Source organism: Streptomyces rhizoryzae (assembly GCF_023155275.1).
Lineage (GTDB): Bacteria > Actinomycetota > Actinomycetes > Streptomycetales > Streptomycetaceae > Streptomyces > Streptomyces rhizoryzae.
This window is the reverse complement of sequence record NZ_JALMUV010000014.1, coordinates 62923-79980: the sequence shown is the minus strand read 5'-3', so window position 1 is coordinate 79980 and position 17058 is coordinate 62923. Positions and strand designations below refer to the sequence as shown.

8 protein-coding genes are annotated in these 17058 nt (G+C 76.1%); 7 read left to right on the top strand and 1 reads right to left on the bottom strand.

Going from position 1 to position 17058, the window contains the following annotated elements; translation table 11 throughout:
• Positions 1 to 129: 129 nt before the first annotated feature.
• The 5 genes from MUU72_RS13990 to MUU72_RS13965 all read left to right on the top strand — a co-directional run bounded on the left by MUU72_RS13990 (position 130) and on the right by MUU72_RS13965 (position 13440).
• Positions 130 to 456, top strand: a complete 327-nt coding sequence (locus MUU72_RS13990) for a hypothetical protein (protein ID WP_248013542.1) — start codon at positions 130 to 132, stop codon at positions 454 to 456.
• A 42-nt stretch (positions 457 to 498) separates the two neighbouring features.
• Positions 499 to 714, top strand: a complete 216-nt coding sequence (locus MUU72_RS13985; RefSeq protein WP_248013541.1) for an MbtH family protein — start codon at positions 499 to 501, stop codon at positions 712 to 714.
• Between the two features lie 62 nt (positions 715 to 776).
• Entirely contained in the window at positions 777 to 5915 is a 5139-nt protein-coding gene (locus tag MUU72_RS13980; protein WP_248013540.1) for a non-ribosomal peptide synthetase, read from the top strand.
• Positions 5912 to 12487 carry a non-ribosomal peptide synthetase gene (locus tag MUU72_RS13975; RefSeq protein ID WP_282504066.1) on the top strand — a complete coding sequence of 2192 codons (6576 nt, stop codon included), beginning with the start codon at positions 5912 to 5914 and terminating at the stop codon, positions 12485 to 12487. The genes MUU72_RS13980 and MUU72_RS13975 overlap by 4 nt, the downstream gene beginning before the upstream one ends.
• Positions 12487 to 13440 (top strand): ornithine carbamoyltransferase, encoded by a 954-nt coding sequence (locus tag MUU72_RS13965; protein ID WP_282504065.1) that lies wholly within the window; start codon positions 12487 to 12489, stop codon positions 13438 to 13440. The genes MUU72_RS13975 and MUU72_RS13965 overlap by 1 nt, the downstream gene beginning before the upstream one ends.
• 94 nt (positions 13441 to 13534) lie before the next feature.
• Here MUU72_RS13965 and MUU72_RS13960 read toward each other — a convergent pair whose 3' ends face one another.
• The gene (locus MUU72_RS13960) at positions 13535 to 14521 is read right to left on the bottom strand and encodes a TauD/TfdA family dioxygenase (RefSeq protein ID WP_248013539.1); all 987 of its coding nucleotides are present in this window, start codon (positions 14519 to 14521) and stop codon (positions 13535 to 13537) included.
• Positions 14522 to 14911: 390 nt separating this feature from the next.
• Between MUU72_RS13960 and MUU72_RS13955 the strand changes: the two genes are divergently transcribed.
• Positions 14912 to 16141: a class I SAM-dependent methyltransferase gene (locus MUU72_RS13955; protein ID WP_248013538.1), complete on the top strand. Its 1230-nt coding sequence runs from the start codon at positions 14912 to 14914 to the stop codon at positions 16139 to 16141.
• 43 nt (positions 16142 to 16184) lie between these two features.
• Positions 16185 to 17057: a glucose-1-phosphate thymidylyltransferase RfbA gene (gene rfbA / locus MUU72_RS13950; RefSeq protein WP_248013537.1), complete on the top strand. Its 873-nt coding sequence runs from the start codon at positions 16185 to 16187 to the stop codon at positions 17055 to 17057.
• Position 17058: the final 1 nt, after the last annotated feature.

Here is a 17058-nt window from a genome sequence, read left to right as displayed (position 1 = left end):
GACCCGCGCGCGCGGCCCGGACTACGTTCGGGCCGATAGCCGCAGGACTTTCATTCCGTTTCGGCACATGCCTGCCCGACGGCGGAAGAATTCAACCGCGCGAGCGGTCAAGGAGCGTAGGCGAAAATTATGTTGGACAACGCAACTGCCACGGACAGCGGCGCACCGGCCTTCATCGACGAATTCACCGAGGTCATTCGCCAGACGGCCGCCACGATTTGCGCCGAGCAGCCCGACGTCCCCGAGCCCGAGGAGCTGCGCGACCTGGACTCGTTCTCCATGGTCCAGGTCCTGCTCGACCTGGAGAACGAGCTGGAGATGAAGGTGCTGGAGGAGCTGGAGGGCTTCGAGGGCCGCACGTTCCGGGAGATCGCCGAGCACATCGCCGGCATCGCCGAACGCAACGGCACCACCGCCGAGTTCGAGGCCCGGGTCCGGCGCATCGTCGAGAGCTGACCGGCCCGCCCGTCCCGCCCGCACCCGACCCTGGGATCCCGCATGGACGACCACAGCAGCGACCACACCTACCGCGTGGTCCGCAATGACGAGGAACAGTACTCGATCTGGTGGGCCGACCGGCCGCTGCCGGACGGCTGGTACGCCGAGGGCACCGAAGGCAGCCGCGAGGAGTGCCTGCACCACATCGACACGGTGTGGACCGACATGCGGCCGCTGAGCCTGCGCCGCCGGATGGAGCGGTCCGCCGCCGGCTGACCGGCCCCCAAGGGCGCCGCCCTTCCCCGCCCGCACGGGGCGATGCCGTCGAAGGAGCATCTGTGAACGACTGGACGCCGTCGGCCGTTTCGACCCCCGGGTGGCCGTCCGGGCACCCCGGCGCACCGGGCGCGGCGGGCGACGAGCCGCTGCTGCCCGACCTGATCGCCGCTCGGGCCGCGGCCGCCCCCGGCGCGCCCGCGGTCGACAGCCTCCCCGCCGGGCGGCCCGGCCTCACCTACGGCGACCTGGACCGGCGGGCCAACCGCCTCGCGCACCGGCTGCGGGCCCTGGGCACCGGCCCGGGCAGCCTGGTCGGGGTGGCCCTGCGCCGCGGCCCCGGCCTGGTCGTCGCCCTGCTGGCGGTGTGGCGGGCCGGCGCCGCCTACGTCCCGATGGACCCGGACCACCCGGCCGACCGCCTCGCCTGGACGCTGGCCGACACCCGCGCCCCGCTGGTGCTGACCGAGGCCGGCGCCCGCGCCGCGCTGCCGGACCCGGACCGCACGGGCACCCGCCTGCTGCTCCTGGACGAGCACGGCGGCACCCCGGACGAGGCCCCCGCGGCCTTCCCGGACACCGCACCGCCGCTCCCCGGCGGCCCGGCCGAGGCCGCCCGCCGGGCGGCCTACGTGCTCTACACCTCCGGCTCCACCGGCCGCCCCAAGGGCGTGGTGGTGCCGCACGGCGGCATCGCCAACCGCGTGCGCTGGCTGGTGACCCGGCACGGCCTCGGCCCCGCCGACCGGGTCCTCCAGAAGACCACGATCGGCTTCGACGCCGCCGGTCTCGAACTCTTCGCGCCGCTGGTGGGCGGCGGCACGGTGGTACTCGCCCCGCACGGCGCGGAGCGGGATCCGGCCGCGCTGCTCGACGCGGTGGCCGCCGGACGGGCCACCGTCCTGCAAGGCGTGCCCTCGGTGCTGCGCGCGCTGGCGGACGCGCCGGGCTGGGAGCGCTGCGGCGCCCTGCGGCTGCTGTTCAGCGCCGGCGAGCCGCTGCACGCCGAGCTGTGCCACCGGCTGCTCGCCCGCGCCCCGCAGGTGGAGATCTGGAACACCTACGGCCCCACCGAGTGCTCGGTGGACATCACCGAGCACCGCTTCGACCCCGCGCAGACCACCGGCCCGGTGCCCATCGGCCGCCCCCTGGGCGGCCTGCGCGCCCTGGTGCTGGACCCGCACGGCCACCCGGTGCCGGACGGCGGCACCGGCGAGCTGCACGCCGGCGGCGCCGGGGTCGCCACCGGGTACCTCGGCCGGCCCGGCCTGACCGCCGAGCGGTTCGTCCCGGACCCCGAGGGCCCGCCCGGCGCCCGGCTGTACCGCACCGGCGACCGCGTGCGCCGGAACGCCGACGGCACCCTGGACTACCTCGGCCGCCTCGACCAGCAGCTCAAGGTCAACGGCGTACGGATCGAGCCCGGTGAGGTGGAGGCCGCGCTGGCCGGCCACCCGCGGGTGGCCGGCGTCGTCGTCGGCACCGCCCCGGACCGGTCCGGCGGGCAGCGGCTGGTGGCCTGGGTGCAGCCGCGCGGCGCCGCGCCCGCCCCGGCGGAGCTGCGCGCGTTCGCCCGCCGCACCCTGCCGGACCCGATGGTCCCGGCCGTCTTCGTCCCGGTCGCCGCCTTCCCCCGCACCGCCAGCGGCAAGACCGACCGGTCCGCGCTGCCCGAGCCGGGGCCCGGGGCCGGCGGGGCGGGGCACGTCCCGCCGCGCACGGCCGCCGAGCGCGCCGTGGCCCGGGCCTGGGCCGAGACCCTGGAGCTGCCCGCCGACGCGATCGGCGCGCACGACGACTTCTTCCGGAGCGGCGGCTCCTCGCTGCACCTGGGCCAGCTCGCCGGCCGGCTCTCGGCCGCCGCGGGCCGCCGGGTCGAGCTGCGCGCCCTGTTCTCCGCGCTCACCGTCGCCGAGCAGGCCGCGCTCCTGGACGGCTCCCCGGAGCTGCCGGCGGCGGACGCGGACGCCGGCCAGGACCCCGTCGTGCCCGTCCCCCGGGACGGCGGGCTGCCGCTGTCCAACGGGCAGCGCGGCCTGTGGCTGCTGGAGCAGATGCGCCCCGGCAGCCCCGAGTGGGCCGACCTGGTGTGGATCCGGCTCCCCGCGCAGTGGACCGAGGCCACCGTGCGCACCGCCCTGGTGCGGCTGGCCGACCGCCACGAGATCCTGCGCACCCGCTACGAGGTGCGCGGCACCGACCCCGTGCAGCTCGTCGACGCCCCCGGCGCCCCGGTGGAGCTGCGCACCGCCGAGGCCGCGGATCCCGCCGCGGTGCGTGACCTGGCCCGCGCGGAGCTGGGCCGCGGCTTCGACCTGGCCCGCGGCCCGGTCTGGCGCGGCCTGCTGCTGCGCACCGCCGACGGCGGCCAGGTCCTGCTGCTGGGCATCCACCACATCGCCTGCGACGGCTGGTCCTCGGTGCTGCTGGAGCGCGATCTGCTGGCCCTGGGCCGGGCGGTGCACTCCGGCGGCCGGCCCGCGCTGCCCGAGGTCGCGGTGCAGTACGCGGACCACGCCGTCTGGCAGCGCCGCCGCGCCGCGGCCGGCGACGCCGCGGCGGAGCGCCATCTCGCCTACTGGCGCGCGCAGTTGGGCGGCGCCACGCCCCTGGAGCTGCCCGCCGACCGCCCCCGCCCGGCCGACCGCGACGGCCGCGGCGCGCTGCACACCTTCACGGTGCCCGCCGCGCTGACCGCACGGCTCACCGCCCTGGGCCGGGAGGCCGGCGCCACCCTCCACCAGACGCTGCTGACCGCCTTCGCCGCCCTCCTGGCCCGGCTCACCGGCCGCACCGACCTCACCCTGGGCATGCCGGTCGCCGGCCGGCACCGCCCCGAGGTCGCGCAGACCGCCGGCTACTTCCTCAACACCCTCGTCCTGCGCTGCCGTCCGGACGGCGCGGACACCGTCACCGGCGCCGTCGCCGCGGTGCGGGACACCGTGCTGGACGCGCTGGCCCACCAGGACCTGCCGTTCGACCGGCTGGTCCGCGCGCTCCAGCCGGAGCGCGACCCCTCGCGCACGCCGCTGTACCAGGTGATGTTCGACTTCCACGAGGAGGGCCGCACCGGTACCGCGCTGCGCGGCACGGACCTGGAGGCGTTCCGCGCCGCCTGGCAGTCCGCCCGCACCGACCTGACGTTCGTGGTGCAGCGGCAGGCCGACGGCAGCCTGCTGGGCCTGGCCGAGTACGCCACCGCGCTGTTCGACCCGGCCACCGTCGAGCGGCTGGCCGCCTGCTGGGTGCGGCTGCTGGAGTCGTTCGCCGACGCCCCCGGGGGGCGGCTGGCCGATGCCGAGCTGCTGCCGGACGCCGAACGGGCCCGCCTGCTCGCGCTCGGCGCCGCCGCCCCGGCCGCCGCCGACGCCCCCGACGGCTGCGTGTCCGCCGCGTTCACCGCGGCCGCCGACCGCTCCCCGGAGGCCACCGCGCTGGTCTGCGGCGGCGAGCGGTGGAGCTACGCGCGGCTGCGGGCCCGCGCCGGCTGGTTCGCCAACCGGCTGCGCGCGCTGGGCGCCGGCCCGGAGACCGCGGTCGCCGTCCTGCTGCCGCGCTCCGGCGACCTGCTGGCCTGCCTGCTGGGCTGCTGGGAGGCGGGCGCCGCGTACGTACCGCTGGACCCGGGCTCGCCCGACGAGCGGCTGGCCCACATCCTGGCCGACTCCGGGGCCCGGGTGCTGGTCTCGGACGCGGCGGGCCGCGCCCGGCTGGGCGACCGCCACCGGGGCGCCTGGCTCACCACCGGCGAGGCACCCCACCCGGCCGCGGGCCCGGGGCCGGCCGCGCCGCCCGCGGCCGTCCGGCACGACCCGGCCCGGCTCGCGTACGTCATCTACACCTCCGGGTCCACCGGCCGCCCCAAGGGCGTGGGCGTCGAGCACCGGTCGCTGCTGCGGCTGCTGCACGCCTCCCGCGAGCACCTGGAGTTCGGCCCGGACAGCGCCTGGCTCGCGCTCGCCCCGGCCTCGTTCGACATCTCCTTCACCGAGCTGGTCATGCCGCTGCTGGCCGGCGGCACGGTGGTGCTCGCCCGCGACCACGAGACCGACGACTACCCGGCGCTGGTCGAGCTGATCGACCGGGCCGGCGTCACCCACCTCCAGGCCGTCCACCCGCAGTGGCGGATGCTCCGCGACAGCGGGCTCGGCGACCGCCCGCTGGTGGGGCAGACCGGCGGCGAGCCCTGCCCGCCGGAGCTGGCCCGCGAACTGGCCCGCGGCCTGAAGCGGTTCGTCAACGAGTACGGACCCACCGAGGCCACCATCGCCGCGACCCGCTGGACCGTCTCCGGCACCACCGCCGAACTCCCCATCGGGCGCCCCTACCCGCACGTCAGCGCCCACGTCCTGGACCCGCTGCTGCGCCCGGTGCCGCCGGGCACGCTCGGCGAACTGTGCCTGGGCGGCCGGGGCCTGTCCCGGGGCTACGCGGGCCGCCCGGCGCTCACCGCGGAGCGCTTCGTGCCCGATCCGTACGGGCCGCCCGGCGCCCGGCTGTACCGCACCGGCGACCTGGCCCGGATGCTGCCGGACGGCACCCTGGTCTTCGCCGGGCGCGCCGACGGCCAGGTGAAGATCCGCGGCCGGCGGGTGGAGACCGGCGAGGTGGCGGCGGTGCTGGCCGGCCACCCGGGGGTGGCCGAGGCGGTGGTCGTCGCCCACGGGAGCGGGGACGCGGCCCGGCTGGTCGGGTACTGCGTCCCGGCCGGCGGCGCGCTGCCGGACCGCGGCGCGCTGCTGGACCACTGCGCCCGGCACCTGCCCGGCTACATGCTGCCCACCCTCCTGGTGTCCCTGGACGCCCTGCCGCTGACCCGCCACAACAAGATCGACCTCGCCGCGCTGCCCGCCCCCGACCTGACCGCGGTGGCCGACGACGCCCCGTACACCGCGCCCGAGGGGCCGCTCCAGGAGGCCCTGGCCGGCATCTGGGCGGCGGTGCTGACCGGTCCGGACGGCCGCGCCCCCCGGATCGGCGCCCGGAACGACTTCTTCCGGCTGGGCGGCGACTCGATCCGCGCCGCCCGGGTCATCGCCCGGATCCAGGACGAGTACGACGTCGCCCTGCCGCTGCGCGCCCTCTTCGACCGGCCCACCGTCGCCGCGCTCGCCGAGGCCGTCGAGGACGCCGTACGCGCCGAGATCGCGTCACTGAGCGATGCCGAACTGGCCGCCGCACACAGGGAGTACGACCGATGACCGAACCCCCCGCCACCCCCGCGGACGCCCCCGCGGACGCCGCCTCGGCCGCGGCGCTGCGCGAGGAGCTGCTGCGCCGGCGCCTGTCCGGCGGCGCAGCCCGGGCCCGCCGAACGCTCCCCCGCGTGCCCCGCGGCGCGCCCCTCCCGCTCTCCGCCGGCCAGCGCCAGCTGTGGTTCCTGCACCAGCTCGACCCGGCCGCCCCGGAGTACCTCCTCCCGGTGGCGTACCGCCTGCGCGGCCCGCTGGACGCGGCCGCGCTGCGCCGGGCCGCCGACAGGCTCGCCGCCCGCCACGAGATCCTGCGCACCCGCTACGTCCTCGACGGCACCGAGCCCCGGCAGGTCATCGACGCGCCGGGGCCGGTGGACTTCGCCGAGGAGGCCCGCACGGACCTGTCCGGCCCGGCCCGGGACGCGGCGGCCCTGCGGTACGCCGAGGAGGCGGCGCTGGAGCCGTTCGACCTGGCCGAGCGGGCGCCGCTGCGGTTCCGCCTGGTCCGCTTCGCCGCCGACGACCACCTGCTGGTGCTCGTCCTGCACCACATCGCCTGCGACGCCGCCACCCGCCCGCTGCTGCTCACCGAGCTGTCCGCGCTCTACCGCGCGGAGTGCGGCGGCGGCGCCCCGGAGCCGGCGCCCGAGCCGGTCCAGTACGCCGACTACGCGGCCTGGCTCACCGAGCGCCAGGAGAGCCCCGAGGTGCGCGCCGAACTCGACTGGTGGCGCCGGGAGCTGGCCGGTCTGAGCACCCTGGACCTGCCCACCGACCGGCCGCGGCCCGCGGTCCGGTCCTGGCACGGCGCCCAGGAGCACTTCACCGTTCCGGCGCCGGTCGCCGGGCGGCTGCGGGACGTCGCCGCCGCGCACGGCGCCACCCCGTTCATGGTGCTGCTCACCGCCTTCCAGGTGCTGCTGGCCCGCTACACCGGCACCCCGGACGTGGCCGTCGGCACCGCCGTCTCGGCCCGGAACCGCCCCGAACTGGCCACCATGGCCGGTTATGCCTACAACAGCCTGGTGCTGCGCGCCCGCTGGGCGGACGAGCCGCCGTTCGCCAAGCTGCTGGAGCAGAACCGCGAGACGGTGCTGGCGGCCTTCGAGCGCCCGTCGGTGCCCTTCGACCGGCTGGCCGACGCGCTGGAGCCGGAGCGCGACCTGTCCACCACCCCGGTGTTCCAGGTGATGTTCGACCTGACCCGGGCGGACGCGGCCGAGCCGCTGGACCTGCCGGAGGTGGCGGCCGCGCCGGTCGAGCCGCCCGGCCGGATCTCCCGCTTCGACCTCACCGTCCACCTCCAGGAGCGGCCGGACGGGTCCTTCGCGGGCTCCCTGGAGTACGCCACCGCGCTGTTCGACCCCGCCACCGCCCGGCGCATCACCGGCCACTACACCCGCCTGCTGGCGGCCGCCGCCGAGGCCCCCGACACCCCGGTCGCCGAGCTGGACCTCTTCGACGACGCCGAGCGCGCCCTGCTGCTGGACGGCCCCGCCGAGCCGGTGGGCACCCGCACCCCGCTGGACCCGGCCGCCCTGCGCCCCGTCCACGAGGCCATCGCCCGCCGGGCCGCCGAGGCCCCGGAGGCGACCGCGGTCCTGCACGGCGGCCGCCGCACGACCTACGGCGAACTGGACGCGCTGGCCCACCGGATGGGCCACCGGCTGCGCGCCCTGGGCGCCGGCCCCGAGGACACCGTCGGCGTGCTGCTGGACCGCGGCCCGGAGATGGTGGCCACCCTGCTGGGCATCTGGCGCACCGGCGCCGCCTACGTCCCGCTCGACCCCGGCTACCCGGACGACCGGCTGGCGTTCATGCTCGCCGACACCGGCTCCCGGCTCGTGGTCACCGAGCGCCGCCACGCCGCGCGGCTGGCGGGCACCGGCGCCCGCCTCGTGGTGCTCGACGAGGACGCCGAGCGCCGGGCGCGCACGGACTGCCCGGCCACCCCGCTCGCCCCGCCGCCCGGCGGCTACGACCCCGACCACCTCGCCTACGTCATCTACACCTCCGGGTCCACCGGCCGCCCCAAGGGCGTGCTGATCACCCACCGGGGGCTCGCCAACTACCTGGGCTGGACCGCCGACGCGTACGCGAGCGCCGGCACCGGCGGTGCGCCGCTGTTCTCCTCGGTCGCCTTCGACCTCGGTGTGCCCGACCTGTTCACCCCGCTGATGACCGGCCAGCCGGTCCACCTGCTCGACCAGGACTTCGAGATCACGGACCTGGGCCGCCTGCTGATGCGGCACGCCCCGTACGCGTTCGTCAAGCTCACCCCCGGCCATCTGGACCTGCTCACCCAGCAGTTGACGGAGGAGGAGCGGACCGGCCTGGCCGGGCTGGTGATCGCGGCCGGCGACGCCTTCACCGGGCGGCTCGCCAACCGCTGGCTCGGCGCGGCGGAGGCCGGCGGCACCCGGCTCGCCGCCGAGTACGGCCCCACCGAGATCACCGTCGGCAACTCCGCCTACTTCATCGACGGCCGCGAGGACGCCGAGCTGATCTCCATCGGCCGCGCCCTGCCCAACACCACCATGCGCGTCCTGGACTCCCGGCTGCGCCCGGTGCCGCTGGGCAGCGTCGGCGAGGTGTACATCGGCGGGATCGGCCTGGCCCGCGGCTACGCCCACCGCGCCGGCCTGACCGCCGAGCGCTTCCTGCCCGATCCCTACGGGCCGCCCGGCGCCCGGCTGTACCGCACCGGCGACCTCGCCCGGGTCCTGCCGGACGGCAACCTCGACTTCGTCTCCCGCGCCGACCACCAGGTCAAACTGCGCGGCTACCGCATCGAGCCGGGCGAGATCGAGACGGTGCTGACCGCGGACGCCGCGGTCGCCGAGGCGGTCGCCCTGGTCCGGGAGGACGCGCCGGGCGACAAGCGGCTGGTCGCCTACCTCGTCCCGGCCGCCGGGGCGGACGCCGCGGCGCTCGCCCCGGCCCGGCTCCGCGGCCTGCTGGGCGCCCGCCTGCCCGAGTACATGGTCCCGTCCGCGTTCGTCACCCTCGACGCGCTGCCGCTGACCGCCAACGGCAAGCTCGACCGCACCGCGCTGCCCGCCCCGGACCGCGCCGCCACCGCGGTCGGCGAGCACGTCGCCCCGCGCGACGACGACGAGCGGGCGATGGCCGCCGTCTGGTCCGAGGTGCTGGGCCTGACCCGGGTCGGCGTGCACGACAACTTCTTCGACCTGGGCGGCGATTCGCTGCGCGCGGTCGCGCTGGCCGGCGCGCTGCGCGAGGCCGGCCTGGCGGTGGCGGTGCGCGACCTCTTCGAGCACCGCACCGTGGCCCGGCTGTGCCGGGCGGTCAAGCAGGGGGCGGTGGCCGGTGAGCCGGGCTTCCGGCCGGTCGCGCCGTTCGCGCTGGTGGACGCCGCGGACCGGGCCGCGCTGCCGGCCGACGCCGTCGACGCCTATCCGCTCTCCCGCACCCAGGCCGGGATGTTCGTCGAGATGTACCGCGACGGCGGTGAGAAGCGGTACCACAACATCACCTCGTTCCGGATCCGCGACGACCGCCCCTTCGACCCCGCCGCGTTCCGGGCCGCCGCCGCGCTGGTCGTGGCCCGGCACGAGGCGATGCGCACCTCGTTCGCGCTGACCGGCTACGGCCGGCCGCTGCAAGTCGTGCACGCGAGCGCCACGATGGACTGCGTCCACGAGGACCTGCGGCACCTCCCCGAGGACGAGCGGTGGCCGGCCCTGGTGGCGTTCGCCCGTGCCGACCGCCACCGGCTGCTCGACCCGGCCCGGGCCCCGCTGATGCGGATGGCCACCCACGTCCTGGACGACGCCGGCTGGTGGCTGTCGATCACCGAGGGCCACCCGGCCATCGAGGGCTGGAGCTACCACAACCAGCTGATGGAGCTGCTCGGCGCCTACGGCCGGCTGCGCGACGGGCAGGAGCCCGAAGCGGCCCCGCCGCGGCCCGCCGTCCGCTACGCCGACTTCATCGCCGCCGAGGTCCGTTCGCTCGCCGACGACGGCCCCGGCAGCGACCGCGCCTACTGGCACGGGCTCCTCGACCGCTACGAGAAGTTCCGCGTCCCGGCCGGCTGGTCCGGCGCCCCCGGGGCGGCGGCCGAGCGGTACCGCATCGACCTGCCCCTGCACGACCTGGTGCCCGGCCTGCGGGCGCTGGCGTCGGCGGCCGGGGTGCCGTACAAGAGCGTGCTGCACGCCGCGCACAGCAAGGTGCTGGGGCTGCTCACCCGGCAGCGGGCGTTCCGCGGCGGCATGGTGGCCGACGCCCGGCCCGAGGTGCGCGGCGCCGAGCGGGTCTCCGGCATGTACCTCAACTCCGTGCCGTTCCCGTACGAGCGGACGGCCCGCACCTGGGGCGAGCTGGCCCAGCAGGTCTTCGCCGCCGAGGTGGAGCTGTGGCCGCACCGGCGGTTCCCGATGCCCGCGATGCGCCGCCCCGGGGGCGATCCGCACCTGGTCGACGTGCTCTTCCACTACCTGGACTTCCACCAGGTGGACACCGACCTGGTGGACCCGCTCGCCACCCGCGACGACAGCCCCAACGAGTTCCCGGTCGTCGTCGGCACGCCGCTGCGCGACCACCTCACCGTGGCGTCGGACACCCGCACCCTGCGCCGGGACCGCGCCGAGGCGCTGGCCGGGCTCTACATGGCGGTCCTGACCGACATGGCCGCCGAGGGCCCGGACGGCGACGCGCGGCGGGGCTACCCGCAGGCGGCGGAGCACGGCCGGGAGCTGCCCGCGCTGCCCGCCGGACCGGACGCGCCGGACGGCTCCCCGGCCCCGTTCGAGGACGTCCTGACCGCCATCGAGGCGCAGGCCGCCCGCACCCCGGACGCGGTCGCCGTCACCGCCGACGGCAGCCGCCTGACCTACGCCCGGCTCGACGCCCGCGCCGAGGAGCTGGCCCGGCGGCTGCGCGCCCGCGGCACCGGCCCCGAGGACCGCGTCGGGGTGCTCCTGGACCGCGGCCCGGACCTCGTCGCGGCGCTGCTGGCGGTGTGGAAGGCCGGGGCGGCGTACGTACCGGTGGACCCGTGCACCCCGGACGCCCGGCTGGCCGCGCTGTTCACCGGCGCCGGCTGCCGCCTGGTCCTCACCTCCACCGCCCACGCGGCCCGCACCGCCGGGCTCCCGGCCCTCGTGGCCGACGCACCGGACGGTACGGGCGGGGCCGACGGGACAGGCACGGCGGACGCGGCAGCCCCCGCCGCTCCGTCCGCCGCCGACCGCGCCCCGGAGCGCCTGGCCTACGTCCTGCACACCTCCGGCTCCACCGGCGCCCCCAAGGGCGTGGCGGTCGAGCACCGGGCGCTGGCCCACTACCTGCGCTGGGCGGCCGGCGCCTACGCCGGCGGCGGGCCGGCCGACGCCCCGTTCTTCACCTCCGTGGGCACCGACCTGGGCGTCCCCGCGCTGTTCGTGCCGCTGCTCACCGGCGGGACGGTCCATCTGCTGCCGCCGCGCTTCGCGCCGGAGGAGTTCGGCCGGCTACTGGCGGCCGGCGGCCCGTACACCTTCACCGGGATGACCCCGGGCCACCTGGCGCTGCTGGAGGAGCAGCTGCCGGACGCCGAACTGGCCGGGCTGGCAGGCCAGTTGGTGTGCGCCGGCGACGCCTACCCCGCCGGGCAGGCCGCCCGCGTCGCGGCCCGGATCGCGGCCGGCGGCGGCCGGATGCGGCTGGCCGCCGAGTACGGGCCGACCGAGGCGACCGTGGCCGCGGCGGCGCACCGGGTGGCGGAGCCGGCGGACCGCCCGCTGGTCCCGCTGGGCCGGGCGCTGCCGGGCACGGTGCTGCGGGTGCTGGACGACCGCCTGGCGCCGGTGCCCGACGGCATCACCGGCGAGGTGTTCATCGGCGGCCCCGGGCTCGCCCGCGGCTACGCCGGCCTGCCCGCCCGCACCGCCGAGCACTTCCTGCCCGACCCCTACGGGCCGCCCGGCGCCCGGCTGTACCGCACCGGCGACCTCGCCCGGGTCCTGCCGGACGGCACCCTGGAGTTCACCGGGCGGACCGGCCGGCAGCTCAAGGTCCGCGGCCACCGCGTCGAGCCCGCCGAGGTCGAGGCGGCGCTCACCGCCGACCCGCGGGTCCGCGCGGCGCGGGTCGCGGCGCCGCCGGACGCCGCCGGCGAACCCCGGCTGACCGCCTGGGTCGTGCCCGCCCCGGGCCGCCCGCCGCGCCCGGCCGAGCTGCGCTCCCGGCTGCGCACGCTGCTGCCCGCCGCGTTCGTCCCGGCCGCCTACGAGATCGTGGACGCGCTGCCGCTGACCGCGCACGGCAAGTACGACCGGGCCGCCGCGGCCGGGGCGGCCCGGGAGGCCACCGCCGTCCGGGCCCCGTACGCGGCACCGCGGACGGACACCGAGCGGCGGCTGGCCCGGGTGTGGCAGGAGGTGCTGGGCCTGGACCGGGTCGGTGTGCACGACGACTTCACCGACCTGGGCGGGGACTCGCTGCTGGTGCTGCGGGTCCTGGCCGGGGCCCGGGCGGCCGGGCTCGCCCTGGACCCGGCCACCGCCCTGCGCCACCCCACCGTGGCCGAGCTGGCCGACGCCCTCGCCCCCACCCCCTCGGGAGACCGCTGATGCCCCAGGAGAACCGCCCCGTGCGCCACCTGATATCCCTGGACGACCTGTCCGACGCGGACCTGCGCCATCTGGTCGAGCGCGGCGCCGCGTTCGCCGCCGGTACCGCGGACGCCGGCCGCCCGCTGGACGGCCTGGTCACCGGCGTCTACTTCGCCAAGACCTCCACCCGCACCCGGACCGCCTTCTCGGCGGGCACCCTGCGGCTGGGCGGTTCGCTCATCGCCTACGGGCCGGGGGACCTCCAGCTCAACACCGGTGAGACCAGCGAGGACACCGGGCGGGTTCTGTCCCGGATGCTGGATGTGCTGGTGGCCCGCACGGCCGGCGACCCGGCCGAGATGCGGGCCTGGGCGAGCCAGCAGCGGATGGCGGTGATCAACGCGATGAGCGCCGAGGAGCACCCCACCCAGGCGCTGACGGACCTGACCACGCTGTACCGCCACTTCGGGCGCGTCGAGGGCCTGCGGGTGCTCTACCTCGGCGAGGGCAACAACACCGCCACGGCGCTGGCGCTCGCGCTGACCCGCTTCCCGGGCGTGGAGTTCGAGCTGCGCACCCCGCCCGGTTACGGCCTGCCCGCCGCCCTCGCCGAGAAGGCGGCCCGGCAGGCCGCGGCCTCCGGCGCGGTGCTGCGCGAGAGCCACACCATGGACGCGCTGCCCGGCGGTTTCGACGCCGTCTACACCGCGCGCTGGCAGACCACCGGCACGTCCAAGGCCGACCCCGACTGGCGCACGGTGTTCGCCCCCTTCCAGGTCCGCGAGGAGCTGTGGGCGGACAGCCCGGACGCGGTGTTCCTGCACGACCTGCCGGCCCACCGGGGCGAGGAGGTCACCGCCGCGGTCCTGGACGGGCCCCGGAGCCTGGCGTTCGAGCAGGCCGGCAACAAGATGCACAGTGCGATGGCGGTCCTGGAGTGGTGCCGCGGGGCCGGCCCCGGCGAGGGCTGATCCGGTCCGCACGCAGGCGCGGGCCCCGCCGTCGGTGACCGTACGGCGGGGCCCGCGTCCGGCTCCGGGCCCCGGGGGCCCGGCGGGCCGGGAGTCAGTCCAGCACGCTCCCCGCGTCCTGCCGGTCGGCCCGGGAGCGGCGGTAGTCGGCGACCGCGTAGACCCGGTGCAGCCAGCGGTCGGTGCCGTCGTAGCGCGGGGTGTAGGACGTCCGCCCGTGCACCACCAGCCGGTTGTCGACCACCGCGAGGTCGCCGGCGGTCAGCGCCAGCGCGTGGGTGGTCCGCTCGAAGGCGCTGCTCAGCTCGGCCATGGCCCGCCGCGCCCCGTCGTCGAGCGCGTGCGTGGCGTTGAAGTCCACCAGGACGTCCGGGTCCTCCGGAGCGCCCCGCAGGATCGCGTGGACCGGCGGCGGGACGCTGCCGGAGCCGCCGAACGACGGCGGCGCCTCGGTCATGAAGCGCTCCTCGGACAGCGTCCGGCGGGCCTGACCCGACAGCAGCGGCAGCGCCCGGCGGACCGACGCGGTGCACAGCCGGGCGTCGCCGGTGGGGTCGGTGCGCAGGCACAGCAGGCCGAGGTAGTCGGGGCGGTTGGGGTGGAAGGCGTTCTCGGTGTGCATCTGGAGGTGCACCGACCCGGCGTTGCTCTGCTCGCCCTCCTGGCCCGGCACCGGCACCACGTCCTGGACCAGCGCACCGGACTTCTCGCTGCGGTACGCCACCACCTCACCGAGCTGGAGCAGCACCATGGCGATCGCACCGGCGGCGGTGGTCGCGGTCCGCTGCACCGAGCCGAGCCGGGTGGGGGTGGCGGGCAGGTCCGCGTGGACGGGGAGGTTGCGGACCACCAGCACCCCGTCGGGGCCCGCGTCATGGCGGAACTCCCGTATCGCATGGGCGAGTTGATGCGGCAGGCGGACCGCCGCGGCGCGGGCCGCGGCCAGCCACGCGGCGCTGTCCAGCACCCCGGACGCGGCCCGGGTGAGGTCCTCGGCCAGCAGGGCGACCTCTTCACGCTGGGTGTCGGTGAGCACCACCGCCGTCTCTGTCAGGGGAGGAAGGGAGCTGGTCTTCGTCATGGTTCACATGCCTTCTCACTGGAGCCGTGCGAGAGGACCGCCGGCGGCCGGCGTGAGCCATTCCCGGGATTCCTGGCCGGGCCCGCGATTTCCGCGGGCGCCTCTTGCGGACGGCACGGGCGCACTGGGACATCGCAAGGATAAATGTCACCGAGCAGGCGGGACAGGTGAATTCCCCATCCGCGCACGGGGGTTCGCGGGCCCGCCGGTAACGGCCGTGCGGCGGCGGTTTCTCTGTCCCGCCAGCGAGACACCGAACAATGCACACCTTCCGCCCCGGCCGGTTTCTGGGGCACACTCACCGAGAACCGCTTCGGACGGCGCACAAGCGCGCTGCCGGAGTTCGGGTATTCCGTTCACTCGCCGCCGGTCGGCCTTCCAGGAGCATGTATGTCGAGTACGTCCCCATGCCGTATCTGTGCCGCTCCGGTACAGGAATTCTTTGACTTCGGCCGCCAGCCCCTGTCCGACGCCTTCCTGGCTCCGGACGCGGACTTCTCGAAGGAGTTCTTCTTCCGGCTGGCCGTCGGCGTCTGCGAGTCCTGCACCATGGTGCAGCTGATGGAAGAGGTCCCGCGGGACAAGATGTTCCACGAGGCGTACCCGTACTTCTCGTCCGGTTCGGCCTACATGCGGGAGCACTTCGAGAGCCTGGCCAAGCAGCTGCTGGCCGACGAGCTCACCGCCGAGGACCCGTTCATCGTCGAACTGGGCTGCAACGACGGGGTGATGCTCAAGGCCATCGCCGACCAGGGCGTGCGCCACCTGGGCGTCGAGCCGTCCGCCAGCGTGGCGGAGGTCGCGGCCGCCAAGGGCATCCGGGTCCGCACGGCGTTCTTCGAGGAGTCCACGGCGCAGCAGATCCGCGCCGAGGACGGCCCGGCCGACGTCCTCTACGCCGCCAACACCCTGTGCCACATCCCGTACATGGACTCCATCCTGGCGGGCGTCCGGGCGCTGCTGAAGCCCACCGGCGTGTTCGTCTTCGAGGACCCCTACCTCGGCGACATCGTCGAGCGCACCTCGTTCGACCAGATCTACGACGAGCACTTCTACTTCTTCACCGCCCGCTCGGTGCAGGAGATGGCCCGGCGCAACGGCCTGGAGCTGGTGCACGTCGAGCGGCTGACGGTGCACGGCGGCGAGGTCCGCTACTTCCTCGCGCCCGCCGGGCAGCGCACCCCCTCCGAGGCGGTGGCCGCGCTGGTCGCCGAGGAGCGCGAGCGCAAGCTGTCCGACCTCGAAACCCTCCAGGCGTTCGGGGCGAACGTGGTGAAGATCCGCGAGGACCTGACCGCGCTGCTGACGAAGCTGCGCGACGAGGGCAAGACCGTGGTCGGCTACGGGGCGACCGCCAAGAGCGCCACGGTCACCAACCTCTGCGGCATCGGCCCGGACCTCGTCCCGTTCGTCTGCGACACCACGCCCGCCAAGCAGGGCCGGCTCAGCCCGGGGACGCACATTCCCGTCAAGACCCCGGACGCGTTCTCCGGTGAATACCCGGACTACGCCCTGCTCTTCGCCTGGAACCACGCCGAGGAAATCATGGCGAAGGAAGAGAAATTCCGCGAGGCCGGCGGCAAGTGGATTCTCTACGTTCCGACCGTACACGTGGTGTGATCTGCCGCACCGGCAGAAATCACCTTGACCAGCAGGGAGAGCGATGAAGGGAATTCTGCTGGCCGGCGGCAACGGCACCCGGCTGTACCCCTCGGCCCTGGCAACGTCCAAGCAGCTGCACGCGGTCTACGACAAGCCCTTGGTTTACCATCCGCTTTCGGTGCTGATGCTGGCCGGAATCCGCGAGATCCTGGTGATCTCGACCCCGACCAGCATTCCCCCGCTGAAGGCGCTGCTCGGTGACGGCTCGCACCTCGGGCTGACCATCACCTACGCCGAGCAGCAGGAGCCGCGGGGCATCGCGGAAGCACTCATCATCGGCGCGGACCACATCGGCAACGACCCGTTCGCGCTGATCCTGGGGGACAACGTCTTCCACGGCGCCGGTTTCCCCCGGATCCTGCGCAACGCCCGCACCGATCTGAACGGCTGCACGCTGTTCGGCTATCCGGTCTCCGACCCCGAGCGCTACGGCATCGGCGAGACCGACGCCGAGGGCAATCTGGTCTCGCTGGAGGAGAAGCCGCTCAACCCGCGGTCCAACAACGCGATCACCGGGCTGTACTTCTACGACGCGGACGCGGTGGAGATCGCCCGCGAGCTGACCCCCTCGGCCCGCGGCGAGCTGGAGATCACCGACGTCAACCTCGCGTACCTCAAGCAGGGCCGGGCCCGCCTCATCCGGCTCGGCCGCGGCTTCACGTGGCTGGACGCGGGCACCCACGACTCACTGCTGGCCGCCAGCCAGTACGTGCACGTCATCGAGACCCGGCAGGGCGTCCGGGTGGCCTGCGTCGAGGAGATCGCGCTGCGCATGGGCTACATCGACGCGGAGCACTGCCACCGCCTCGGCGAGCGGATGGGCAACTCGGGCTACGGCCAGTACCTCATGCAGGTCGCCCAGTACGCCGCCTGAC